22 protein-coding genes are annotated in these 23,380 nt (G+C 60.3%); 8 read left to right on the top strand and 14 right to left on the bottom strand.

The window, feature by feature from the left end:
- Nucleotides 1-24: 24 nt before the first annotated feature.
- Together B2G71_RS19700 and B2G71_RS19695 are read right to left on the bottom strand one after the other, a co-directional pair.
- Nucleotides 25-552, bottom strand: a complete 528-nt coding sequence (locus B2G71_RS19700) for a TIGR02444 family protein (RefSeq protein WP_240530247.1) — start codon at nucleotides 550-552, stop codon at nucleotides 25-27.
- Nucleotides 553-647: 95 nt separating this feature from the next.
- Nucleotides 648-1,460 carry an alpha/beta hydrolase gene (locus tag B2G71_RS19695; RefSeq protein ID WP_240530246.1) on the bottom strand — a complete coding sequence of 271 codons (813 nt, stop codon included), beginning with the start codon at nucleotides 1,458-1,460 and terminating at the stop codon, nucleotides 648-650.
- A 205-nt stretch (nucleotides 1,461-1,665) separates the two neighbouring features.
- Here B2G71_RS19695 and hpaH point away from each other — a divergent pair, with 205 nt between their 5' ends.
- Genes hpaH through B2G71_RS19680 form a run of 3 tightly spaced genes read left to right on the top strand, consistent with a single transcriptional unit; the run spans nucleotide 1,666 to nucleotide 4,450 of the window.
- A complete protein-coding gene (gene hpaH, locus B2G71_RS19690; protein WP_098108420.1) occupies nucleotides 1,666-2,481 on the top strand; it encodes a 2-oxo-hept-4-ene-1,7-dioate hydratase in 816 nt (271 codons plus the stop codon).
- 42 nt (nucleotides 2,482-2,523) lie between these two features.
- Nucleotides 2,524-3,279, top strand: a complete 756-nt coding sequence (locus B2G71_RS19685) for an HpcH/HpaI aldolase/citrate lyase family protein (RefSeq protein WP_240530245.1) — start codon at nucleotides 2,524-2,526, stop codon at nucleotides 3,277-3,279.
- A gap of 4 nt (nucleotides 3,280-3,283) precedes the next feature.
- Nucleotides 3,284-4,450, top strand: coding sequence for a CoA transferase (locus B2G71_RS19680; protein ID WP_098108418.1), 1,167 nt, complete (start codon nucleotides 3,284-3,286; stop codon nucleotides 4,448-4,450).
- Between the two features lie 9 nt (nucleotides 4,451-4,459).
- Here the strand turns inward: B2G71_RS19680 and B2G71_RS19675 are convergent, their stop codons facing one another.
- On the bottom strand, nucleotides 4,460-5,692 hold the full coding sequence (locus B2G71_RS19675; protein WP_229660418.1) for a multidrug effflux MFS transporter: 1,233 nt from the start codon (nucleotides 5,690-5,692) through the stop codon (nucleotides 4,460-4,462).
- A gap of 100 nt (nucleotides 5,693-5,792) precedes the next feature.
- On the bottom strand, nucleotides 5,793-6,644 hold the full coding sequence (locus tag B2G71_RS19670; protein ID WP_240530244.1) for an IclR family transcriptional regulator: 852 nt from the start codon (nucleotides 6,642-6,644) through the stop codon (nucleotides 5,793-5,795).
- 193 nt (nucleotides 6,645-6,837) lie between these two features.
- Between B2G71_RS19670 and B2G71_RS19665 the strand changes: the two genes are divergently transcribed.
- The 3 genes from B2G71_RS19665 (at nucleotide 6,838) to B2G71_RS19655 (ending at nucleotide 10,086) form a co-directional block, all read left to right on the top strand.
- The gene (locus tag B2G71_RS19665) at nucleotides 6,838-7,767 is read left to right on the top strand and encodes a fatty acid desaturase (RefSeq protein WP_098108416.1); all 930 of its coding nucleotides are present in this window, start codon (nucleotides 6,838-6,840) and stop codon (nucleotides 7,765-7,767) included.
- A 62-nt stretch (nucleotides 7,768-7,829) separates the two neighbouring features.
- On the top strand, nucleotides 7,830-9,149 hold the full coding sequence (locus B2G71_RS19660; RefSeq protein WP_098108415.1) for an LLM class flavin-dependent oxidoreductase: 1,320 nt from the start codon (nucleotides 7,830-7,832) through the stop codon (nucleotides 9,147-9,149).
- 4 nt (nucleotides 9,150-9,153) lie between these two features.
- On the top strand, nucleotides 9,154-10,086 hold the full coding sequence (locus B2G71_RS19655; protein WP_098108414.1) for a 2-dehydropantoate 2-reductase: 933 nt from the start codon (nucleotides 9,154-9,156) through the stop codon (nucleotides 10,084-10,086).
- On the opposite strand, the gene B2G71_RS19650 is transcribed toward B2G71_RS19655, so the two are convergent.
- From B2G71_RS19650 to B2G71_RS19610, 9 genes are read right to left on the bottom strand one after another with little or no spacing between them, the layout of a single operon-like run.
- Complete coding sequence (locus B2G71_RS19650; RefSeq protein ID WP_098108413.1) at nucleotides 10,072-10,497, bottom strand: BphX family protein; 426 nt, start codon at nucleotides 10,495-10,497, stop codon at nucleotides 10,072-10,074. The two genes, B2G71_RS19655 and B2G71_RS19650, sit on opposite strands and share 15 nt — an antisense overlap.
- Nucleotides 10,498-10,507: 10 nt before the next feature.
- Nucleotides 10,508-10,792, bottom strand: coding sequence for a DUF1330 domain-containing protein (locus B2G71_RS19645; protein ID WP_098108412.1), 285 nt, complete (start codon nucleotides 10,790-10,792; stop codon nucleotides 10,508-10,510).
- Nucleotides 10,793-10,836: 44 nt separating this feature from the next.
- Nucleotides 10,837-11,904: a tartrate dehydrogenase gene (locus tag B2G71_RS19640; RefSeq protein WP_098108411.1), complete on the bottom strand. Its 1,068-nt coding sequence runs from the start codon at nucleotides 11,902-11,904 to the stop codon at nucleotides 10,837-10,839.
- Nucleotides 11,905-11,917: 13 nt separating this feature from the next.
- Nucleotides 11,918-12,931, bottom strand: a complete 1,014-nt coding sequence (locus B2G71_RS19635) for a 2-dehydropantoate 2-reductase (protein ID WP_098108410.1) — start codon at nucleotides 12,929-12,931, stop codon at nucleotides 11,918-11,920.
- 25 nt (nucleotides 12,932-12,956) lie between these two features.
- Nucleotides 12,957-13,919: a dihydrodipicolinate synthase family protein gene (locus tag B2G71_RS19630; RefSeq protein WP_098108409.1), complete on the bottom strand. Its 963-nt coding sequence runs from the start codon at nucleotides 13,917-13,919 to the stop codon at nucleotides 12,957-12,959.
- A 53-nt stretch (nucleotides 13,920-13,972) separates the two neighbouring features.
- Nucleotides 13,973-16,639, bottom strand: coding sequence for a pyruvate, phosphate dikinase (ppdK, locus tag B2G71_RS19625; RefSeq protein ID WP_098108408.1), 2,667 nt, complete (start codon nucleotides 16,637-16,639; stop codon nucleotides 13,973-13,975).
- A gap of 34 nt (nucleotides 16,640-16,673) precedes the next feature.
- Nucleotides 16,674-17,771 (bottom strand): NAD(P)-dependent alcohol dehydrogenase, encoded by a 1,098-nt coding sequence (locus tag B2G71_RS19620; protein ID WP_066762443.1) that lies wholly within the window; start codon nucleotides 17,769-17,771, stop codon nucleotides 16,674-16,676.
- 42 nt (nucleotides 17,772-17,813) lie between these two features.
- Nucleotides 17,814-18,338, bottom strand: coding sequence for an aromatic-ring-hydroxylating dioxygenase subunit beta (locus B2G71_RS19615; protein ID WP_066762449.1), 525 nt, complete (start codon nucleotides 18,336-18,338; stop codon nucleotides 17,814-17,816).
- 25 nt (nucleotides 18,339-18,363) lie between these two features.
- Nucleotides 18,364-19,743 carry an SRPBCC family protein gene (locus B2G71_RS19610; RefSeq protein WP_066762456.1) on the bottom strand — a complete coding sequence of 460 codons (1,380 nt, stop codon included), beginning with the start codon at nucleotides 19,741-19,743 and terminating at the stop codon, nucleotides 18,364-18,366.
- 136 nt (nucleotides 19,744-19,879) lie between these two features.
- On the opposite strand from B2G71_RS19610, the gene B2G71_RS19605 reads away from it, so the two are divergent.
- Together B2G71_RS19605 and B2G71_RS19600 are read left to right on the top strand one after the other, a co-directional pair.
- A complete protein-coding gene (locus B2G71_RS19605) occupies nucleotides 19,880-20,809 on the top strand; it encodes a DMT family transporter (RefSeq protein ID WP_066762459.1) in 930 nt (309 codons plus the stop codon).
- A complete protein-coding gene (locus B2G71_RS19600; protein WP_098108407.1) occupies nucleotides 20,806-22,722 on the top strand; it encodes an AMP-binding protein in 1,917 nt (638 codons plus the stop codon). The genes B2G71_RS19605 and B2G71_RS19600 overlap by 4 nt, the downstream gene beginning before the upstream one ends.
- Before the next feature lie 205 nt (nucleotides 22,723-22,927).
- Here the strand turns inward: B2G71_RS19600 and B2G71_RS19590 are convergent.
- Nucleotides 22,928-23,380: IS3 family transposase (locus B2G71_RS19590; RefSeq protein ID WP_141521636.1), on the bottom strand; the 453-nt coding region annotated here is incomplete at its 5' end.

The following is a 23,380-nucleotide window of genomic DNA, read 5'->3' as shown; positions in this document are numbered from 1 at the left end:
ATTAGCCCGACAGGCAGGACTGGCTCAATGCCAGGCCCTGGCAACAAGCTCACCCAGTTCCTCTGCCACTCCGCCAGATGTGCTCGCCAAGGTACAATAGTTGGCAAAGCTTGCCTGGACTGCTGCTTCGGACGACTCGGCACGGGTCAACTGGTCCAGGTCCAGCCCAGCGAGCATTTGGGACTGGACCAGACGTTCACCATGCAACTCTGCCGTCTTCAGCGCCGCATAGGCTGCGGCGTTAATTTCCGACTCAGGCGTACCTTGGCACCACTGCTTCATCCAGCGCCGCACCGAACGGACCGGTTGCACGAAGCGTTCATTCGCAGTTGCTGCCGAGTGCTGCGCGGCCTCGATGTCCGAAACAGCGAGAATGGTGCTACGCGCCCCTGCCAACCAAAGGCAAAGCAACACCGTGTTGACGTCACACCCATGCTGGTCCTGCAAGGCAAGGCAGGAAGCTGCCACACCCGGCTTGGCATAAATGTGTAAAGAATAGTCCCATAACGCCGCCGCGTGCTGCTCCACCTGAATTGAAGCTTCATCACCCACTGGCGGCACGGCCGGGCCTTGGTCCGACCGTGCCGAAGTACCCAATCGCGGACCTTGGTGAAAATGCTGACCAGACATGCAACGAGGCCAACCGCCTAGAACGTGCGGGCGCCGAAATGGATTTCCATCATCGGACGCATGACATCCCACCGTTCCAGCTGCGACCAGTGGCCCGAACGGTCGAGAACGTACAGCTCGGCATGCTTGAGATGCTGGATCAGGTAGAGGCTGGTGTCGAGCGGCACCACCCGGTCCTGGCGGCCATGGAAGATCAGCACTTCGTGCGGCATTTTGCCCAGCAGTTCGGGCGGCATGTTGAGCGTCTCAATGCCGTTCTTCATCGAATCGATCATCTTGACCGCGGTCTTCATGATTCCCGGATCGGTGGCGATCTTGTAACGGTTCTCGACGATTTCCTCCATGCCTTCGAACTTCTCGGCATCGTAGGCGAAGCTGTGCATCACCTGGCGATAGCGGGCATATCGTGGATCGGAATAGAACGAGAGCAGGCGGATCAGTTCCGGGGTGCGCGGGCCGGGGGCTCCGATCGAACCCATCAGCACCACCTTGTCGATCGTGTCGGGCTCCTCGCTCATCATCTGCAGGGTCAGCGCGCCGCCCATCGAATTGCCGACAACGTGGGCCTTCTTCACACCGAGCGCCTCAAGCAGGCCAAAGCACTGGTCGACCCGGGTGCCGATCCAGCCCATCACGCTGTCAGGCCACGGATCGGGAATCACCGACTGGCCGAAACCGATCAGGTCGGGCGCGATCACGAAGAAGTTTTCGGCGAGGTCCGGCATCAGGTGATACCAGTTGGATGCGGCATGTGCGCCCGGACCCGCACCGTGAAGCAGCAGAATTGCCGGCTTGGACGGATCGCCGGCCAAGAGGGTGTGCGAGGTCAAGCCCCGGCCCGTGATCTTTTCTTCCCTGATAACCCCTTCAGCAGCCATGACATTCTCCCATGTGATCCTGACGAAATATCCGCGCGACTCCTTATATCCGCGCGACTCCTTGCCGGAGTTCACAGTCAATTTCGCCGGAGCCTAAGATATCGTTTGACATTGTGCAATGAGTTTTCCCAAGTGTTGCGCATTGGGAGCAGGACACATGACAGGCGAGACATTCGACGATCGACTGGTCGCGCAATTGGCGCAGGAACTCGACCATGCCGAGCAGACCCGCGAACGGATCCGGCCGTTCTCCGTGCGCTATCCAGGCATGCAGATCGAGGATGCCTACCGCATCAACCAGGCCTGGGTCGATCTCAAGCGAGAGCGCGGCCGGACCGTCTTTGGTCACAAGATCGGCCTGACCTCGCGCGCGATGCAGCAGGCAGCCGGAATCACCGAACCCGATTACGGCACCTTGCTGGATGACATGGTGTTCGAACAGGGCAGCGACGTTCCGGCCGCGCGGTTCATCACGCCCAAGGTCGAGGTCGAGTTGGCCTTTGTGCTCGGGCGCCGCCTGGAAGGAGCACAGACGACGATTTTCGATGTCCTGAGCGCCACCGACTATGTGGTTCCGGCAATCGAAATCATCGACACACGGGTGCATCCCAAGGATGCCGAAACCGGGGCCGCGCGCAAGGTCCTGGACACGATCAGCGACAATGCCGCCAATGCCGGAATCATTGTCGGCGGTCTGCCGGCGAAACCCGACGGGCTCGACCTGCGCCGCATCGGCGCGCTGCTCAGCCGCAACGGGGTGATCGAGGAGACCGGCCTTGCGGCAGGGGTTCTCAACCATCCCGCCAACGGCGTCGCGTGGCTGGTAAGGCGGCTCGCGCCCTGGGGGCAAGGGCTAGAAGCCGGAGAGGTCGTGCTCGGCGGATCGTTCACGCGTCCGGTCGAAGCGGCGCCGGGCGATGTCTTCAACGCCGATTTCGGCGAGTTTGGTTCAATTGGGTTCCGGTTCGTATAGAGGGCGACAATGCAAACACCCGTCAACCGCTTCAAGGCGGCCTTGCGCGAAGGTCCGGTCCAGCTTGGCTTCTGGTTGGCCCTGGCCCATCCAGACATTGCCGAAATCAGTGCGGGCCAGGGCTATGACTGGCTGCTGATCGATGGCGAACATGGCCCGCAGACCCTGCCCGGAATCGTCGCGCAGCTGCGTGCGATCGAGGCGACGCCGCCGTGTTCGGCGATCGTCCGGATTGCCGGCCACGATCCGGTAGCAATCAAGCAGGTTCTCGATCTTGGAGCGCAGACTCTGATGGTTCCGATGGTCGAAACCGCCGAACAGGCCCAGGCCATCGTAACTGCGTCCCGCTATCCGCCTGCAGGCGAACGCGGCCTCGGTGGCGCCCGTGCCGCGCGCTGGGGTGGCTATCCTGCTTATGTCGCAGAAGCCAATGCGCAGGTTTGCATCATCGCCCAGATCGAGACCGCGACCGCCGTCGACAATATTGAGGCGATCGCCGCAGTGGACGGGATCGACGCGCTGTTTCTTGGACCTGCGGACCTGGCCGCGACCGAAGGTTTGCTGGGCGGAAGCAGCTTCGATGCCCTGTTCAAGCTGACCGGCGAGGCGCTGGCGCGTATCGTGGCAACCGGCAAACCGGCCGGGATCCTTTCGCGCGACGAGCGGCTCGTCCAGCAGTTCCTCGATGGCGGTGCCCGCTTCATCGCCAACGGGATCGACAGCCTCACCTTGGCCAAGGGCGCGGGCGACGGACTCCGGGTCTGGCGTGAGCGTATCGCGGCACAGGGCGGCAACTGAGGCTATGGCGAAACCGGCTTGGCAGACGCCTCGTTCCAGTGACCCGGTCAAACCGCTTGATGGCGTCCGGGTGCTTGAATTAGCCCGCATCCTGGCTGGCCCATGGTGCGGACAGCTGCTGGCGGACCTTGGCGCCGAAGTGATCAAGATCGAACGGCCCCGTGTAGGAGACGATACGCGGCATTGGGGGCCGCCGTTCGTGACAGCGGAAGATGGCACCAATTTGGGAGCGGCCTATTTCCATTCGACCAATCGCGGCAAGCGGTCTTTCGCAATCGACATCGCCAGCGCGGAGGGCCAGGCCATCATTCGCGAACTGGCAAGCGGCGCAGACATCGTGATCGAGAACTACAAGGTCGGCGGGCTGTCGAAGTACGGGCTTGACCATGCCGCGCTTTCCGCACTGAACCCGCGCCTGATCACCTGCTCGATCACAGGGTTCGGACAAACCGGGCCTTACGCCCACCGCGCAGGCTACGATTTCATCGCCCAGGCCATGGGCGGCATGATGTCGATGACCGGCGAACCCGATCGCGAACCGCAGAAGGCGGGCATCGCCGTGGCCGATCTGTTCACGGGCATGTACAGCACGGTGGCGATCCTCGCTTCGCTCAACCGCCGGGACCGCACCGGCAGCGGCGCCCACATCGACATGGCACTGCTCGATACCCAGGTGGCGGTCATGGCCAATCAGGCGATGAACTGGATGACATCGGGTAATGTGCCGCGCCGGTTCGGCAACGGTCACGCCAATCTGGCACCCTATCAAGCCTTCCCCACGCTTGACGGGCCCTTGGTGATTGCGGCCGGCAACGACGGCCAGTTCGCCAGCTTGTGCCGCGTTTTGCGGTGTTCACTGCATGAAGACCCACGCTTCGCCACCAACCCCGCACGGCTTGCGAACAGGTCCGAACTTATCGAAACCGTGGAGACGCTTACGGCCCGATGGAACCGGCAGGAACTGTTCAACGCGCTGGAGGACGCGGGCGTACCCGCCGGACCGATCAACGAGCTCGACGAAGTGTTCGCTGATCCGCATGTCGTTGCAAGGGGTCTGGCGGTAACCCCGGAAGGCTACAAGGGTGTCGCTAGCCCGATCGTGATAGACGGTGTGAGAATGGTTTCGGACCGACCGGCACCGGGCATACCTCAGCCCTTCAAGGTCGAATAAGTCCGGCGATCAGCCTTTCGTCCGTACCGCCACACTCGCTGCGAACAGTCTGCCCCCCTCGCTGAACAGTACCAGTAGAATAGTCACAGTCGCCACGCCAACGAGCGAATAGGCCAAAGGCAGTGGCGAACCGTCGTAGGCCTGACCGATCAAGGCACCCAGCCCAGCACCAAGTACCAACCGAAAGAAGGTCTGGACCGAGGCGGCAGCGCCAGCGAGCTTACCGAACGGCTGCAGTGAAATTGCGGTGAAATTGATGAATACCGTGATCAGCAGGCACATGTTCGCGGACATCAGCAAGACAAATTGCAACAAGGTCTCGCCCGGGCGCGATGCCAGATAGACCTGGCAGACCGAGACGATGAGGTAGCAGAGGATCGCGGCATGCCCAAGCCGCCGGGTTCCGAAACGGTGTACGATCGCAGAATTGGCAATGCTGGCCAGCATCATCGAGCCCGCCATCAAGCCAAAGATTACCGAATAGGCCCCGCCGGCCCCGAAATGTTCGCCGATCAATTGCTGCGAGCTGTTGATGAAGCCGAAGTGAGCGCCGAAAATCAGGGCCATGCCAATGACGTAACCGATCGACCGGCGGTTTGTCAGAACGAGGCGGATGTTACCGAACAATTCTCTGGCACCATGGGACTGCCGCCGGGAAAGCGGCAGCGTTTCTTCCATGCGGTAGAAATACCATGCTGACACTCCCATCGACAGCACGCCGATGACAATGAAGACGGCACGCCAGCCGAGCGTAGTAAAGATCACATAACCCAAACTTGGGGCAAGGGTCGGGACTGCCATAAACAGCATCGCGACAAAGGCTTGCAGCTTGGCCATGTCTTCGCCTTGATAGCGGTCGCGAATGATCGCCATAGGAAGGACGGTCAGGGCGGACGAGGCACAGCCAAGCAGCGCGCGGGCCGCCAGCAGGACGGAAAAGTCAGCCACGAAAGCACAAAGCAGATTGATCAGGGCGAACAGGCCCATGCAAACCAGCAGGACCGGCTTCCTCCCAAGCCGGTCGGAGATCGTCCCCGGGACGAGCGAAAACAGGCCGGAGCAGATCAGGAAGGTGCCGATGACCCATTGCCGCTGGTTTGAACCGCTTGCCCCCAGATCGTTTGCCATGACACCTAAGACCGGAAGCAAAGTTGTAAACCCAAGTGACTGCAATGCCTGGATCATCGCCATCATGGCGATGAACTCCCGTTTGCCGATTGGCTCTTTATGGGTCAGCGACAATCTTTATACCTTCCGGATGGTCGGGCCTGGCAGCGCCCCCGCCATGAAGCCGGTCCACCAATATGGAGGCCAGTCCACTTCTGATGGAAAACCGCAGGAGCTATCCTTGCCAGCCGATCGCACGACTCGCTGCTATGGCCGCCGAACGGATCTTTTCGATCTTCGGCTTCGAATAAAAATGCTTGTCCTGAACTCGCGAGAGAACGCTCATCGTTGCAACAAGCCTGTTCCCGGAACCAAGCACAGGTACACTCAAGGCAGAGAGACCAGGCACAACTGTACCCTGTGTGGTCGCGTATCCCATCTCGCGCGCTTGGACTATCTGCCTTTCCAGTTCGTCGTCGGAAACCACCAGCCCGCTGGCGCGCTCCTGGGCGATGACGGGCCGAGTCAAAGCTCGTGAACAATGGGTCAAATACAGGATGCCGGTGGACGAAGCCTGCAAGGGCAAAACAGAGCCGACGTGCAAACTGGTAAACAGGGGCAGACCGCCATCGATCCAGCGAATCACCGTTGGCCCATAATTGCCCCAGACCGACAGCAACCCAGTCGTTTGCAGTTCTTCCAGCACGCTCGCCAGATTATCGCCAGCGATCCGTACCGGCTCCACCCGCGCCAGCGCGGCCATGCCAATACGAACTGAAAACTCACCTAGTGCATAGCGGCCATTCTGGACCTTCTGCTCGACCACGCCTGTATTGACAAAAGACAGCAGGTAACGGTGTGCCTGGCTGCGTGACAGACCCGATTTCTCGGCAACATCACGCAGATGTGCGCCATCCCTTGGGCAATCCATCAAGGCCCTGAGGACGCGAACACCAATTTCCACGGACTGGATAGCCTTGCGCGGCGAATCATTCGCGCTCAAATCTTTGGGAGGCAAGCGCTCGGTAGCCTGATGTTCCATTTCATCACCTTTAGCTGAAAGCTGGCTAGCCTTGCGTGCATTCATTCGGTACTCCCATTACCAGCATTGCCCGGCCCGAAGTCCCCTTGCATGACGGGAAAAGAGTTGCATATTGTCCAACGAATAGTGTAGGCGGCAAAATTGTTCAAGAGCATAACCTCGGTCAAATACGACAAAGAGGCCAAGCGTCAACCCAACTAGGCGCTTCTAAGCCAGTGAGAGGAAAGGAACCCGGGTAATGGCTGCAATCGCGTTTCCCAGATCGTCCGAAGAGCATTTCGAACAGCTGCGAAAGGCGCCCGTTCTCGCCCTGCCGACGGCTCTCCTGTTTGTCATTTCCATGGCAGGGATCGCAACGACCTGGTACCTGGCGCTGAACTCGATGCTTCCGCTTTGGGTCGGCGCAATCGCCAACGGACTGATCACCTATCTGCTCTTCAGCGTGATCCACGACGCCTCGCACAAGTCGTTGTCTAGCGTTGGCTGGATCAACGAATCGATCGGCGCGATCGGCTTGTTCTTCCTCTTTCCCTATGCCCCGATGGTCCTGGTCCGCTGGGTCCACAACAAGCACCACACGCATACCAATGGACCCAAAGACCCCGACCGGTTCGAGCATGAATCGCCCTGGTGGCAGGTTACATTCCGCTGGACCTTCTTCGATGGTGCCTACATCTGGTATTTCGTCAAATATGGTCAGAACGTGCGCAAGAAACATGGCACCGAACTGCTTGTCTTCTATTCGCTCCTCGCGCTGCTGTTCGTTGCGGCAATTTACTTCGGCTTCGGCTGGGAACTGTTCATGCTGTGGTTCGTGCCGTCACGGATCACGCTGTTCCTCATCGCCATCGTCTTCGTCATCCTGCCACATCATCCCGCGATCATCGCGCAAGACGAAGACCCTTACATGGCGACAACCATGCGGTTCGGCTGGGAATGGTTGCTCAACCCGCTGATGGTTTATCAGAATTACCACCTGATCCACCACCTCTGGCCGGAAATCCCGTTCTACCGGATGCACAAGGCCTATTACCTCAAGTACGATGAAATCAACGCCAACCGTATCACGCGCCAGAAAGCCTTCGCCCTGAAGCCCGAGAACTATGACGACCACTTTGCGGTTCGCCGGGAACTCGACCAAGCGCAAGGCAAGGCAAAGCCTGCCTAACGAAATAACGGCCGGACCGTTCGGTATGGTCCGGCCGTACCTCCAGACCGGGAAACGCACTGATGGCCAAGCAACTTCACCTCGGGGCGTTCATGCGTCCGGTCAGCATCCACACCGGAGCCTGGCGGTATCCAGGTGCCTTACCCGACGCGAACTTCAGCCTCAAAGCGATCCAGCGCTTCATCCGCAGCCTTGAAGCTGCCAAGTTCGATTATTTCTTCATGGCTGATCACCTCGGCGTGCTCAACCTGCCACGCCAGGCGCTGATGCGCAGCCACACTGTGACCTCGTTCGAGCCATTCACGTTGCTTTCCGCACTGGCCGGGGTGACTGAGCGAATCGGCCTCGTCGCAACGGCCTCGACCACTTACGACGAGCCGTTCCATGTCGCGCGCCGCTTTGCCTCTCTCGATCACATCAGCGGCGGGCGGGCCGGCTGGAACGTTGTGACCACTTCGAATCCGGACAGCAGCCGCAACTTCGGCCTGGAGACCCAGCCAGATCACGCCGCGCGCTATCACCGCGCCCGCGAGTTTCATGACGTGGTGACCGGGCTGTGGGACAGTTTCGCCGACGATGCCTTCGTTATGGACGCAGAAAAGGGCATCTATTTCGACCCCGCCCGGATGCGTGCGCTGAACCACAAGGGCGAGCATTTCTCGGTCACCGGGCCGCTTAACATCGCCCGTCCGGTTCAAGGCTGGCCGGTCATCTTCCAGGCCGGTGCCTCGGACCCGGGCCGCCAGCTCGCTGCCGAAACCGCCGAAGCCGTATTTGCTGCGGAATCGACGCTGGAAGGCAGCAAAGCCTATTACGACGACGTCAAAGGGCGGGCGGCGACGGTAGGACGCAATCCCGATCACATCAAGATCATGCCGGCCGTATTCCTGGTTGTTGGAGACACCGTCGAGGAAGCCCAAGCGAAACGCGCGAAACTGGACAGCCTGGTCCACTACGACAGCGGCATCCATTCACTGTCCGGCATGCTGGGTCACGACGTATCGAGCTTCGATCCCGATGGCCCCCTGCCCGACATCCCCGAATCCAACGCCAGCAAAAGTTCGCGGCGGTTCATGATCGAATTGGCCAGAGCTGAGAACCTGACGATCCGGCAACTCGCCGCCAAGGCCGGCAGCTATGGCGGGCTGGCCTTTGTCGGCACCGCCAAGACCATCGCCGATGAAATGCAGCACTGGCTTGAGCAGGGCGCCTGCGACGGCTTCACCACCATGTTCCCTTATCTGCCCGAAGGCCTGGAAGACTTCACCGGCAAGGTCGTGCCGGAACTGCAGGCGCGCGGCCTCTTCCGCACCGAATACGAAGGCGAAACGCTGCGCGATCATCTCGGCTTGCCGCGCCCGGAAAACCGCTTCTTCGCCTGATGCGGTGAGCCGGTTTGTCATCATCGGCGCCGGGGCAATCGGCAGTTTCCTGAGCACGCGGTTGCACAACGCCGGGCATGAAGTTCTGCTGATCGCCCGAGGAGCGCGGCTCGAGGCCTTGCGAAACACCGGCGTGCTGCTGTCCGAAGGCGGGGCCGAGCGGCAAGTGCGTGTGCCGGTGTCCGCAGCATGCGATCCCGCAACGCCGCCGGATCATGCCATCCTGGCAACCAAGACGTTTCAGATCGAATCCGCGCTTGCCCTGCTCGAACCACTGCGCGGAAGCCGCTTCACGCTGCTGACGGTGCAGAATGGGGTCGAAGCACCCGGCATCGCCCAGGCCGCCCTGCCCCGCGCTGTCGTGCTTGGCGCACGCATGCACGGCTTCTTCGAGCTGGAAGACGGGATCGTGCGCCACACCGGCGTCCCCGCCACGCTGCTGGCCGGCCCGGTCGCCGATCGCGCAACCGACCCGGCTGCCGGACAGGCTTCGGCAATCCTTGCGGGCGACCTTATTGCCGCTGGGGTCCCCACCACTCTGACAGGCGACATGCGCCCAGCGTTGTGGGACAAGTTCCTGATGGCCGCGACGATCGGCGCGGTGGCCCCGGCGTTCGGCCTGAAGGTCGGTCAGGTGCTGGGCCATCCCCAGGCCAGCGCGCTTTTGCGCGAGGCCATGGCCGAGGTCGAACGGATCGCAGCGGCGTTGGGCATCGAATTGCCGCCCGATTGCATATACGAGAAGCTGGACTTCATCGGCCGCTTTCCACCCGACGTCACCAGTTCGCTGCAGCGCGATCTCGAAAGCGGCAGACCTTCGGAATTCGCTCACCTCACCGGCGCGATTCCTCGTTTCGCCCGGCAGGCAGGGCTGCCCTGCTCTGCGGCAGACGATGTTATTGCGCGGTTGCGCGCCCGTGGACTACGCCTTGACTGATCCGGCGGTTTCCCGCTCAACCGCGCGCACGGCAAACCAAGCGCCCGCGACAATCACTGCGTGCGCTGCCAAGGTCGTCAACCCGACCCACAAAGCCTCACCGCTCCAGACAATGCTATAGATGTCCCAGGCCGAACCGACCAACTCGGTCAGCACGATCACCGGGACGAGCGCGCGGTAATGCATCGGGTCGCGAGCACCCCATAGTGCCACGACGCCGATCGCGGCCAACTGGACGCCGACGATCAGCCATGCGTCGAGCAACAGGCCGAACATCGGCGTCCCCTGCCCCAGCGCGATCCCAGGGTAGATCAACGGCAGCGCCGCGCCGTAGACCGGAGGCCAGAGCAGCACGAGATTGCAGAGATACCAGATCCCCACGGCGATCAGGTAAGTACGCAGAACCTTCATGGCGGCCTCCTCAGGCGATCGCGAAGATATCCGATGTGGCGCAGGCGATGCGCGCATCCTTGTGCGGCGCATAGTCCGGATCGTTCATGAAGGCGTCGATCGCCTCCATCGAAGGAAACCGGATCACCACGACATAGTCAGGTGCGGCTCCCTCGCCCTCATAACGGACGAACTCGTGCGAACGGCAGACCATCTCCCCGCCGTGGCGTCCGATCAGCGCCGGAACCGCGGCCATATAGTCTGCCACCCAGGCTTCGTCGTGCGACTTGATCGATCCGATGAAATAGGCAGCCATCACCCTGTTTCCTTTCGTCATGGCCAGGATCGCCAGCCTTCAGGCTAGAATCCCAGCAACTTGGTGCGGATTGCCTCTGCAAATCCGGCGGTTGTCCCGTTTCCGCCAAGATCGGGGGTCCTGTCAATATCAGGAGCAATGAGCGAGGCTTCGAGCGCGCGCATCACCAGCGCGGCGGCTTCGTCTTCGCCCAAGTGCTCCAGCATCATTGCACCCGACCAGATCTGGCCGATCGGATTGGCGATGCCCTGCCCGGCGATGTCCGGGGCAGACCCGTGGACCGGCTCGAACATCGAAGGGAACCGCCGTTCGGGGTTGAGGTTAGCAGAAGGAGCCACAGCGATGGTGCCAGTGATTCCCGGCCCCAGATCGGATAGGATATCACCAAAAAGGTTCGAACCAACCACCACATTGAACCGTTCGGGCGACATCACAAAGCGTGCGGCGAGAATATCGACATGATACTGATCGGCGGCAACATCGGGGTATTCGGCGCCGATCGCGGCAAAGCGCTCGTCCCAGAACGGCATCGAATGATAGAGTCCATTGGACTTCGTCGCGCTGGTCACATGCCTGCGCCCGCTCCGCCGAGCGAAGTCGAAGGCATAGCGCAAGATGCGGTCGGTGCCCCGGCGGGTGAAGATCGCCTGCTGGACGACGATTTCGTTCTCGCCGGTCCCGGTCCGACCGCCGATCTGGGAATATTCGCCTTCCGAGTTTTCGCGCACCACCCAGAAATCGATGTCGCCAGGAGCCTTGTCGCGCAGAGGCGAAGCGATGCCCGGCAGCAGCCGCACCGGACGCAGATTGACGTACTGCTCGAACTCGCGCCGGATCGGCAGCAGCAGCCCCCACAGCGAGATATGATCGGGTACCCCGGGAAAGCCGACCGCGCCGAGGAACACCGCATCATGATCCCGCAACCGATCTAGCCCGTCATCGGGCATCATCTTGCCGGTTTTGAGGTAGGTCTGGCAGCTCCAGTCGAAGTGCCGGAATTCGAGCACGAAACCGCACTTGGCCGCTGCCGCCGTCAGCACCTCGATTGCGGCAGGCACCACCTCGCGGCCAATTCCATCTCCCGGAATGCTGGCGATAGAATAACGCCTCATGGTCAATCTTTCACTACAGATAGCTGTTCAAAGTCTTGAGCACCCGATAGGCGCTGAGGAAGGCTGGCGCAGGAACCTGCAGTTGCTCCGCTGCCGCCGCGAGCGGCCCCAGGACCTCGTCAACTTCCATCCGCCGGCCCGCTACGAGATCGTCATGCATCGAGGTGCGGACGGGACGGTTTTCCGGCTTGAATCTGGTGCCCATCGCCATGACACCGGACACTGCCTCTTCAAAGCCTTCACGGTCAATCTCGACCAATCTGGATACAGGCGCGAAATAGTTCTGCGGTTCGTAGCCAAGTGCCTTGTAGATCGCCAGCAGATCCTTGACGACGTGGACATAGTGTTCGGCGCCTTCGCGAACCGCCACACCATCCACAAAATCGAGCTTTGGAAGCGCGCCCAGCGTACTGGCGCTCCACGACGATGCTCCACCGACCTGAACCAATTTTTCCCAATGGACATGGACAATATCGGGAGTTGAGCGCGAACCCATGCCCGCAGCGTCGAGCGCTTCGGCCATGATCCGCGTGCGCTCGCTCTCCCCGCCTTCCAGCTCGCCGAAATAAGCGGTGACGGGAACCGCCATGTGATTGAGCGCCTTGCCCGGTTCGAGCAGGGTCGCCCCGTCCATGATCGAGCCGCCGATCACCTTGTCCTTGCCAAACGCGGCCTGGAGTTTGCCTTCCTTGCCCACGCCGTTCTGCAAAGTCAGCGCGCAAGCGGTGCGATCGACCAACACCTGCGCATCGTCCAGCGCCTGATCGGTACCCTTGGCCTTGGTCAGCAGGATGTAATAGTCGATGTCGCCTTCAACCTCCTCGGGCGTTTCGACCGCGAAGAGGTTTTCGCGCTGGACGAATTGCGCCCGCACACCCGAAATACTCAGGCCATCCCGGCGGATCGCCTCGACATGGGGCTTGCGCGCAATCAGCGTGACCTTGTGGCCGCCGCGCGCAAGGAATCCGCCGATGACCGAGCCTAGCCCGCCGGCGCCGTGGAAACAGAAATGCAATTGCTTGGACATGCTTTGGGATTCCCGTTGGTTCGGTTCAGGCAATGCCCAGTTCGATCAGCTTGGCCCTGATCTGCTCTTTCTTTTCCGGCGTCACATCAGCCACCGGCGGCAGGATCGGGCCAGCCTTGAGGCCAATCGCTTCGTACCAGGCCTTCACATTGGCAAGTGCGCTGGCATAGGTCGCGGTGCGGGCGATATCCCACAGGAAGTTGTCGTGATAGAATTCGCGGACTTCGCTGAGCTGATCGGAAGCGGCCCGCGCTTCCTCCCATTTTCCTTCATGCGCCAGGCGGATGTATTCCTTGGCGAAATGGCGCTTCTTGCCGTACAGCATGTAGGACAATTCACCCCAGCAAACGGTGCCGCCAAGACGCAGATCGTCGAGGAAGAAGTATTCGAATGGCTCCATCGTGTTGAAGCCTTCAGGCATTAGCTGGCGGATCTTGATTGTCTCGGCACGGCTCATGGCACCTTGTTTGACGCCGATCACGGTTTCGATATCGGCCAGGCGGCGCATTAGGTCCCAGCTCAGCACGGTGCCCGAAACCGGGGTCCGGTAGAGGCAGACGGCCAGATCGGTGTGGTCGGTCAGGAACTTGAACCAGGAATAGATTTCGTCGTCGCGCTTGAGCTGCACAACCGGGTTGATCACCTCAGCCCCGTTATACCCGAGCTTCTCGACGAACTGCATCTTCTCGATCGCGGTATAGACGCTTGGATCGAGCACGATGGTCCACAGATCGAGCCGCCCGGCATTCGCCTCGGCAACGATCTCGTGATAGCGAAACCAGTCTGACGCTGAGACGTTCCAGCATTCGGCGATGAACCCGCCGACGGCCAAGCCATCTACGCCCATTTCGACATATTTATCGATGTTGTAGCGGATACCGTCCACATCGAACTTGTAATCGGCGGTCATCGGGGTGATCGGACACTGATAGAAGCCCCTTACGGTCTTCGTTGCCCAGGCCTTGGCATCCTTACGATCATATTCCATTTTAGGTGCACCTCATCTCGATTTGGTTCAGAATTTCAGCTTGCATCGTCCGTTCATGGAGGCGCCAGCGCCGCCTGGGCCGCAGCCAGTCGGGCAATCGGCACCCGGAAAGGCGATGCGCTGACATAGTCCAACCCGATCTCCTCACAGAAGGCGATCGTGGCCGGATCGCCGCCGTGCTCGCCGCAGATCCCCAGTTTTAGGTCGGGCCGGGTTTCGCGCCCTTTGCGCGATGCCATTTCGATCAGCTTGCCGACCCCTTCGATATCGAGGGTGACGAACGGGTCCTTGGCGATAATGCCTTTTTCCACATAAGCACCCAGGAAACGCGCCGCATCGTCGCGGCTGATCCCCAGCGTAGTCTGGGTCAGATCATTGGTTCCGAACGAGAAGAATTCCCCGCTTGCAGCGATTTCGTCGGCAACCAGGGCTGCCCGCGGCAGCTCGATCATGGTGCCAACGCTAAAGGCGATCCGCTCGCCTTTTTCGGCGAACACGACTTCAGCGACCCTGTACAGGGTATCCTTCAGTGATTCCAGTTCATGCGGCAATCCGACCAGCGGGATCATGATTTCGGGACAGACCGCCATGCCCGCCTCGCCCGCGACTTCGAGCGCAGCCTCGAAAATCGCGCGAGCCTGCATTTCGTATATTTCGGGATAAACCACGCCCAGTCGGCAGCCTCGATGCCCCAGCATGGGGTTGGCTTCCGTCAATTCGATTGCGCGATGCCGAACCTGCTCCACGTCAATACCCATCGCCCGCGAAAGCTCGGTGAGTTCGCTATCCGTATGCGGCAGAAACTCGTGCAGCGGCGGATCGAGGAGGCGGATGGTGACTGGCAAGCCTTCCATGATCTCGAAGATCCGGCGGAAGTCGGCGCGCTGTTCGGGTAATAGCTGGTCGAGCGCGGAGCGTCGTTCCTTTTCGCTGTCGGCCAGGATCATCTGCCGCATGGCGAGGATCCGGCTTTCATCGAAGAACATGTGCTCGGTTCGGCAAAGCCCGACCCCTTCGGCCCCGAACCGGCGGGCCATTTCGCAATCGAGCGGGGTTTCCGCGTTGGTCCGAATCTTCAGGCGGCGATGCTTGTCAGCCCATGCCATCACCGTTGCGAAATCGCCCGAAAGATTGGGCAGGATCGTCGGCAGTTCGCCCAGGAACACTTCGCCGGTCGAACCGTCGATCGTGATGAATGCGCCCTCTTCGAGCCGCTGGCCGCCGATCTCGGCGACCCGCGCGACCGGGTCGATCTTGAGACTGGCGGTGCCCGCCACGCATGGCCGGCCCATACCCCGCGCGACCACGGCCGCGTGGCTGGTCATGCCGCCGCGCGCCGTCAGGATGCCGGTTGCGACGTGCATGCCATGGATGTCGTCAGGCGACGTCTCATGCCTGACGAGGATGACCTTCTCTCCCAATTCGGCCCACCGTGCCGCTGTTTCCGCATCGAATACCACACCTCCCGAGGCTGCCCCGGGCGAGGCAGGCAAACCCTTTCCGAGCAGCACCCGCGGGGCATTCGGATCGAGCGAGGGGTGAAGCAACTGGTCGAGCGAGGCCGGGTCGAGGCGGAGCAGCGCGGTCACTTCGTCGACCAGGCTCTCTTCGACCATGTCGACGGCAATCTTGAGCGCGGCCTTGGCGGTGCGCTTGCCCGAACGGGTCTGAAGGAGGTAGAGCTTGCCGCGTTCGACTGTGAATTCGATGTCCTGCATGTCGCGATAGTGGCGCTCCAGCAGTTCGAACACCTCAGCAAGTTGGGTATAGGCCTTCGGCATCGCTTCCTGCATTGAGGGAAGCCGCGCACCTGCGGCTTCGCGGGCAGCCCTGGTCAGATACTGGGGCGTGCGGATGCCGGCGACAACATCCTCACCCTGGGCGTTGGCCAGCCATTCGCCGTAGTAAGCCTTCTCGCCGGTTGCAGGGTTGCGGGTAAAGGCGACGCCGGTAGCGCTAGTCTCGCCAAGATTTCCGAACACCATGGCCTGGACGTTAACCGCCGTGCCCCAATCTCCGGGGATATCGTTCAGGCGCCGGTAGACCTTGGCTCGCGGTGAGTCCCATGAGCGGAACACCGCCTCGATTGCCGTCCAGAGTTGTTCCTGTACATCCTGAGGAAAGGCCGCGCCGTGATGGGCAAGCACGAGATCCTTGAAGGTCGCGATCACGCCGCGCAGATCCTCCACTCGAAGATCGATATCCTCATCGACGCCGCGATCTTCCTTGATGCGGTCAAGGGCTGCCTCGAATACACCATGCTCGATTTCGAGCACGACACTGGAATACATCTGGATGAAGCGGCGATAACTGTCGAGCGCGAACCGCTCATCCCCGGAGGTCTGGCCCAGGCCGGTGACGGTCGCATCATTGATGCCAAGGTTCAGGATCGTGTCCATCATCCCCGGCATGGATACCCGCGCGCCCGAACGCACCGAGACCAGCAGGGGATCGCGAGGATTGCCGAACGTCTTGCCCGTCGCCCGTTCGACCAGCCCCAAAGCAGCCGAAACCTCATCGCGGATGCGATCAAGTGACGCTCTGCCGTGGTCAAGATAAGCGAGGCATTCGCCGGTGGCAATAGTGAAGCCCGGCGGGACCGGAAGGCCGATTTGCGCCATTTCTGCAAGATTTGCGCCCTTCCCGCCAAGGACGCGTTTGTCCAGCACGAGCGCGCCTTCGGGTCCAATGCCCGAACCAAAGGAAAATACGCTCTTCATTTCAGCTGGAAGTCCTGGTGACCGCCCCGTGGGCCTACATTTTGAGAATAGCCTTGATCGCCTTGCCGGTCTTTTCGGTATCCTCGACGGCCTGGTTGATCTGGTCGAGATCATAGAAGGTGCAGAGCTTCTCGAACGGGAACAGCCCGGCTTCCTGCATCGCAATCAGTTGCGGGATGAAGACCTGCGGGGTGCTCGATCCTTCGACTACGCCGCGCAACTTGCGGCCAAACAGCATGTTGTTCATGTCTAGCGAAAATTCGGTGCCCAGCTTCGCCCCGCCGACCACTGCGGTTTCACCCATGTTGTGCGTGCTGTCCACCGCCGAGCGCAGCACCGCTGGAATGGCGGTGGTATCCATGGCATAGTCGGCGCCGCCACCGGTCATCGCGACGATCGCTTCCTGAGCGTTGACCGTGTTGGCGTCGATCACATCGGTGGCGCCCAGTTCGCGCGCCAGTTCCAAGCGGTCTGCGTTGCGGTCAACCGCGATGATCTTGAGGCAGCCCGAGGCCTTGGCGGCCATCACTGCGCTGAGGCCGACCGACCCGACCCCGAAGATCGCGATCGAGGAGCCAGGTTCGGGACAAAGCGCATTGAGGATGCTGCCCGCCCCGGTCTGGATACCGCAGCCCAGTGGGCCCAAAAGTTCGATCTGTGCGTCGTCGGCAACCTTGACGCAGTTGTTTTCCGACGCGATCGAATAGGTCGCGAACGAGGATTGCCCGAAGAAGCAGGCGTTGACCTCTTGGCCGTTGCGGGTAATCGGCGTCGAACCATCCAGGCGGCGGCCCATGAAATTGAGCGGGAACAGGCTCGGACAATAGGCCTGATGCCCCTTGAGGCACGATGGACAGGTGCCGCAATAGCTGAAGGAGAGCACGACCTTGTCGCCTGGCTTGACAGTGGTGACGCCACGTCCGACCTTTTCGACAACGCCCGAACCTTCATGGCCCAGCACCGCCGGCAGCGGCGTCGGGTAATATTGATCGCGAACCGTCAGGTCGGTATGACACATGCCAGCTGCGGCAACCTTGACCAGCACTTCGCCGTCGCGCGGATCCTCGATAGAGACGTTATCCAGAACGAATTCGCCGCCTTGACGCTCGATAATTGCCGCGTATGCGTCCATTCTTGCTCTCCCGTTTCCTGATTTCCAGTTGATTGAATTTGCTTATACAAAGAAATAGAGATTCTTGTCCTGCACGACGCGCGCGTCGATATTCAGCTTTCTGCTGAATACCTTGAAGCCGCTGTCTGTTTTCCGCAGCTTGTCTTCGCGTCCCAGCGTGTGCACGTAAACTTCGCTCTGTCGGCGATTGCGGTGCACCAGAACATTAGAGAAGACCTCGAATTCAAACGGTGCAATTTCGAATGCTTCGACATTGGTGACGAAATAGCGGATACGTGATGGCGGATCTTCCATCCATACCTGACCCGTCAGCAACCGGTCGACCCGCTGCTGCAGCTCGGCATAGTCATCGTTGTAGATTGCGGCATCCCCCGGGGTTGGATCCGGGCGGCGGTCACGTGCGAACCGCTGTTCGTAAACTGGCATCCAGTAATGGATATCTTCGGCGATTACAGTATCGAACCATTCGCGATATTGCTGGTTCTGCAACATCCGCACCTCGGCGGAATAGTGACTGACGATGGCATGATGCAGTTCCATGCCTACGGGCTTGCGTGTTTCGGTCATCTTGCGGTCCAGATTGCTGTCGGGATCAGTCTTGCGGCTCGGCTTGCTTCGCCGACAGACGTTCAGGCCAGAAATTACGGTTGGTCCACATTGCATCCCAGGTATCGTCATTGGCCCGGATGGCGGCCCAATCTGGCGCATCGAGCATTTCTTGCCAGAAACGATAAAAGCCTCGATACGAAGTTTCGCCGATGAAGCTGACCCCGACAATTCCTGGATAGACGGGGTGCGGCCCTTCGCGGTCCTTGCCCATGCTCGAATTCATCCACCCCTTGCGGGTGATGATACCGTTGTTGTTGTAGGTGGCCGACGACATGTTTTCGCCATCGTCGCTTTCGAGCGTTCCCGCCGTACCAAATGAACGGATCGCTTCGCGCTGGATCGACCGCTTAGTTTCGGTGTCGGCATTCTTCGGCACCATGGTATAGGTCCAGACCTCGATTTCATGCGGCCCGCGCGGATGCCAGATCTTGAAGGTGTTGGTTCCGTAGAGGAACGAACAGTTTGGGAAGATCGACGTATTCCAGTGACCGACATAAAGCCGTTCGCGCTCCGGCCCGAATTTTTCGCGAATTCCGCCCCGCGTCTCCTCGAGATATTTGACGTACCCGTCGCGCTTGACGTGGATCGCAGTCGCCGCGTTATCGATCAGGCCAAACCCGTGGCCATGCCGCATGGTGAATTGCAGACCAAGGTCGTCAAACGGCATGTCGGCGCGATTGCCCGATAGGCCAGCCAGCTCGCCCCCGATCATCTGGAGAGCGGCGGCATGCGTCCAGCCCACGTGATACCCATCGCCGACGAAGTTCTCGGTCGGGACTTTCCAATTGCAGGCGAGGGTGCTCTTCAACGGCGGCCCGAGCAGTTCCAGACCACCGTCCGGACCATCCCAGATCGTATCGAGGTACCAGCAGAAGTCCCCCAAATAGTCCTCAAGCGAGGGCGCTTCGGGATCATGGCAGCCGAAGATGAAGCCCTTGTAAGTTTCGACCCGGATCGGCGCGAGCCCCAGCTTGGATTTGTCGAGATCGCTGTGATAGCACCGCTCTTCCATCGGAACATCGACGAGCGAACCATCCTGACCGAAAACCCAACCATGATAATTGCACACGAACGCCTTGGCGCTGCCGCTGTCGGCATGACAGATCTGGTTGCCGCGGTGAGTGCAGGAATTGATGAACGCCTTCAGTGAACCGTCCGGCTGCCGCGACAAGATGACACGGTCTTCTGCCATGTACGTAGTAATGAAGTCGCCCGGTTTGGGAACTAGCGAATCATGTCCGAGCATGAGCCAGCATCGCGAGAATATCCGCTCCAGCTCCAGCTGATAGACATCTTGATCCCAGAACACCCGGCGAGACTGGCTCGCACCGATGTTGTCGACGAGTGCCGACGATCCTTTCATAACATCGCTCCCATGCATTTTTGTCTGAGTACTGCATAGTCGATTCGCACTATACATGCAACGCGATGCACCATATGCAATGCACTTGTGGGATGCAAGCCGTATCTTTCGGTCCCCGGTGCCGGGTGAGAGTGCAATGTCGACAGTCGATCACGTCCGACGTTTCAGGCACGGAATTGTGTCCAGTTTTTGGCACACTCCGACGCTGCTGCTGTGCCTGGCAAGTTTCTTTTGGGCATTGAACCCGATTGTCGGTCGGGCGATTCGAGACGACCTGACCCCAGTGACGATAGGCTTCTGGCGATGGCTTATCGCCGCGGCATGTGTCCTGCCATTCGCCTGGCCGCATCTTCGCGATGACCTTCCGGCTATTCGCCGGTCCTGGCCCTTCCTGGGATTGCTGGGGTTCTTTGGTGTCGGGGTCTTTTCCTTGCTCGTCTACAGTAGTCTCCAGCTGACTACGGCAACAAACAATCTGCTGCTCCAATCCACCATGCCGATCATGACGCTGGTCATGCCGGCAGTGATTTTCCGCGAACGCGTGGCCTTGCTCCATTTTGCCTGCGCCGGACTGTCGATCTTGGGCGTCGCATGGTTCATGACCAAGGGGCAATTGGCGAACCTGCGCCTCGAGGCGCTCAACACTGGCGATCTGCTAGCGTTGGCCGCGGTGTTTCTCTACGCCGCCTATGCGACGTCCTTGCGCAAGGCACCCCAGCTGCATCACCTGAGCCTGCTGGTGGTGTTGTTTGCGGCGGGTATCGTCTCGCTTGCCATCCCCTACGCATTGCACCTGTTGCTCGAAGGCCCGTCCGCTCTCTCGCTAACCTCGGCAAGTGCGCTGGTGTTCATTGGCATCTTTCCTTCACTCGTTTCCTATGCCTTGTTCAACCGGGCGGTTGCCCTCATTGGATCGATGCGGGCCGGCATCTACATGAACCTTCCGGCGGTGTTTGGCGTATTGATGGCTGTACCGCTCCTGGGAGAGAGGTTTGAGCAATATCATGTACTTGGATCGCTGATCATAATCGCGTCGATCCTGTTGTCGAGGAAAGTCAAAAAATGAGTTCAACCGGAAACCCATCGTCGCAGGGCGCAATACGCCGCCTTGAGAGGGCACAGCAAGAAGCCAGCGAGAACGCAGCCGAATTCTGGGGGCGGGCAGCCCAAGCCATCGACTGGTTCACGCCCCCGAATGTGGCATTTGATGATATTGAGGGATGGTTCCCGGACGGCAAGCTGAACACCTGCCATAATTGTCTCGACCGGCATGCGGCAGCAGGTCGCGGCGGATCCACTGCGCTGATTTACGACAGCCCGGTCACCAAGACGATCAAGCGGTACAGCTATTCCGAACTTCTCGAACAAACGGGTCGGGTGGCAGCAATGCTCAAGAACCTGGGAGTGGCGCAAGGAGATCGGGTGGTCATCTACATGCCGATGGTCCCGGAGACCGTCTTTGCCATGCTCGCCTGCGCCCGGCTCGGTGTGGTTCATTCGGTGGTGTTCGGCGGCTTTTCGCCACTCGAACTCGCCAAACGCATCGACGATGCCACGCCGAAACTTGTCTTGACCGCTTCTTGTGGGATCGAAGGCGGACGAACGATCGCTTACAAGCCATTGGTGGACGAGGCGATCGCGCTGACCTCTCACCCGGTCCAGAACGTCGTGCTCCTCCAGCGCGAACAGGTTGCCGCCACGCTAAACCCGTACCGCGATATCGATTGGATGGAACTTCGTACACGCACCATTGGCGATGAAATACCGCCCTGCGCTCCGGTAGCGGCAACCGATCCGCTGTATGTACTCTACACTTCGGGAACAACTGGCCTGCCCAAAGGCGTGGTGCGCGAGAATGGCGGAAATGCTGTGGCGCTGGCCTGGTCCATGGAAAATATCTATGGTATCGAAGTCGGCGACACGTTCTGGGCGGCTTCCGATGTCGGCTGGGTGGTCGGTCACAGCTATATTGTCTATGGACCCTTGCTCGTCGGAGCGACAACCGTCCTGTTCGAAGGCAAGCCGGTCGGAACACCCGACCCCGGGACATTCTGGCGGATCATCGCCCGTCACCACGTGAAGTCGTTCTTCACCGCGCCGACCGCAATCCGCGCCATCCGCAAGGAAGACCCTGACGGAAGGTTGCTCGGGCAGATCGGCACCGGACGATGCCAGGCAATCTTTCTGGCTGGCGAACGCGCCGATCCCGATACGATAGACTGGCTTGAACAGAACAGCGGCCTGCCCGTGATCGACCATTGGTGGCAAACAGAGCTGGGCTGGCCCGCCATCGCCACCTGCATTGGCCTGGGTGATCGACGCCGCAAGCGCGGCAGCGCCGGCTTGGCGGTGCCGGGCTATGAGTTCGCGATCCTGGACGATCACGGAAAGCCCGTTGCCGAAGGCGACAGCGGCAATGTCGTCATTCGTGCGCCGCTAGCGCCTGGGGCCTTCCGGACCCTTTGGAACAACAAGGCGGGCTATGAGAAGAATTTTGCGACTTTTCCCGGTTTCTATGAAACGGGCGATGCCGGCTATCGCGACCTCGACGGCTTTCTCCACATCATGGGGCGCACCGACGACATCATCAATGTCGCTGGTCACCGGCTTTCGACCGGTCAGATGGAACAGATCGTCGCGAGCCAGGACGGCGTTGCCGAATGTGCTGTAATTGGCGCCGATGATCCGATCAAAGGCATGATTCCGATTGCCTTTGTCTCTGCCCGCACCGGGCACGACGGCGACGAGGCTCTGGCAAGCCGCACAGTTGAAGCCGTGCGCGACGAGCTCGGCGCGCTGGCGGCTCTGAAGAAAGTCCATGTTGTGCCGCAATTGCCCAAAACCCGTTCCGGCAAGATTCTGCGCAACTTGCTGCGCAAGATCGTCAACAGCGAGCCTTTTGAAATTCCTCCCACAATTGAGGACACTTCTGTTCCCGCGGCAATTGCCACGTTAGTGGAGGCCAAGTCGGCGAAATGACTATCGCGGCAGCTCGTTTCGCGATTCAATGCCCCATTGACATGCCGCCCGATTTCGTCGGTCGCGGGGCGAGCCAGATGAGGGCCGTGGCCATTAAAAGCATGGCGGAGGTTGCCCAAAAAACGTGAATGACCGCCAGCGTGGTCGCCTCCATTTCGACCATATTGCTTATCACCTGCCGGAACTGTGAATAGCCCCGAGTTGTCTAGACGCCCTCGGTGCTCATCATCTGCTGCCGTTCGAACTCTACGGGTGACAGCATCCCGTTCCTCACATGCTTGCGTATCGGGTTGTAGAACATCTCGATGTAATCGAACACATCCTGCCTGGCCTCGTCTCGTGAGCGATAGGTCCGTCGCCGGATGCGTTCACGCTTGAGCAGGTTGAAGAAGCTCTCGACCACCGCGTTGTCATGGCAGTTGCCACGCCGGCTCATCGAGTGCTCCAGGTTGTGCGCCTTCAGGAACGAGGCCCAGTCCATGCTGGTAAACTGCGATCCTTGATCCGAGTGGATCAGCACGGTGTTCTTCGGCTTCCTGCGCCACACCGCCATCAGCAGTGCCTGCAGGACCAGATCGGTGATCTGGCGGTTCTGCATCGACCAGCCCACCACTCGGCGGGAGTAAAGGTCGATCACCACCGCCAGATAGGCAAAGCC

The sequence above is a fragment of the Novosphingobium sp. PC22D genome, assembly GCF_002556635.1.
Lineage (GTDB): Bacteria > Pseudomonadota > Alphaproteobacteria > Sphingomonadales > Sphingomonadaceae > Novosphingobium.
Note: the sequence above shows the minus strand (reverse complement) of the source record. Positions and strands in the feature narration are given on the sequence as shown.

Excerpts from the sequence above, each read along its gene's own strand:
- hpaH (WP_098108420.1), top strand. The coding sequence starts at position 1,666 with ATGACAGGCGAGACATTCGACGATCGACTGGTCGCGCAATTGGCGCAG.
- B2G71_RS19680 (WP_098108418.1), top strand. The coding sequence starts at position 3,284 with ATGGCGAAACCGGCTTGGCAGACGCCTCGTTCCAGTGACCCGGTCAAA.
- B2G71_RS19670 (WP_240530244.1), bottom strand. The coding sequence starts at position 6,644 with ATGAATGCACGCAAGGCTAGCCAGCTTTCAGCTAAAGGTGATGAAATG.
- B2G71_RS19665 (WP_098108416.1), top strand. The coding sequence starts at position 6,838 with ATGGCTGCAATCGCGTTTCCCAGATCGTCCGAAGAGCATTTCGAACAG.
- B2G71_RS19660 (WP_098108415.1), top strand. The coding sequence starts at position 7,830 with ATGGCCAAGCAACTTCACCTCGGGGCGTTCATGCGTCCGGTCAGCATC.
- B2G71_RS19650 (WP_098108413.1), bottom strand. The coding sequence starts at position 10,497 with ATGAAGGTTCTGCGTACTTACCTGATCGCCGTGGGGATCTGGTATCTC.
- B2G71_RS19645 (WP_098108412.1), bottom strand. The coding sequence starts at position 10,792 with ATGGCTGCCTATTTCATCGGATCGATCAAGTCGCACGACGAAGCCTGG.
- B2G71_RS19640 (WP_098108411.1), bottom strand. The coding sequence starts at position 11,904 with ATGAGGCGTTATTCTATCGCCAGCATTCCGGGAGATGGAATTGGCCGC.
- B2G71_RS19635 (WP_098108410.1), bottom strand. The coding sequence starts at position 12,931 with ATGTCCAAGCAATTGCATTTCTGTTTCCACGGCGCCGGCGGGCTAGGC.
- B2G71_RS19630 (WP_098108409.1), bottom strand. The coding sequence starts at position 13,919 with ATGGAATATGATCGTAAGGATGCCAAGGCCTGGGCAACGAAGACCGTA.
- ppdK (WP_098108408.1), bottom strand. The coding sequence starts at position 16,639 with ATGAAGAGCGTATTTTCCTTTGGTTCGGGCATTGGACCCGAAGGCGCG.
- B2G71_RS19620 (WP_066762443.1), bottom strand. The coding sequence starts at position 17,771 with ATGGACGCATACGCGGCAATTATCGAGCGTCAAGGCGGCGAATTCGTT.
- B2G71_RS19615 (WP_066762449.1), bottom strand. The coding sequence starts at position 18,338 with ATGACCGAAACACGCAAGCCCGTAGGCATGGAACTGCATCATGCCATC.
- B2G71_RS19610 (WP_066762456.1), bottom strand. The coding sequence starts at position 19,743 with ATGAAAGGATCGTCGGCACTCGTCGACAACATCGGTGCGAGCCAGTCT.
- B2G71_RS19605 (WP_066762459.1), top strand. The coding sequence starts at position 19,880 with ATGTCGACAGTCGATCACGTCCGACGTTTCAGGCACGGAATTGTGTCC.
- B2G71_RS19600 (WP_098108407.1), top strand. The coding sequence starts at position 20,806 with ATGAGTTCAACCGGAAACCCATCGTCGCAGGGCGCAATACGCCGCCTT.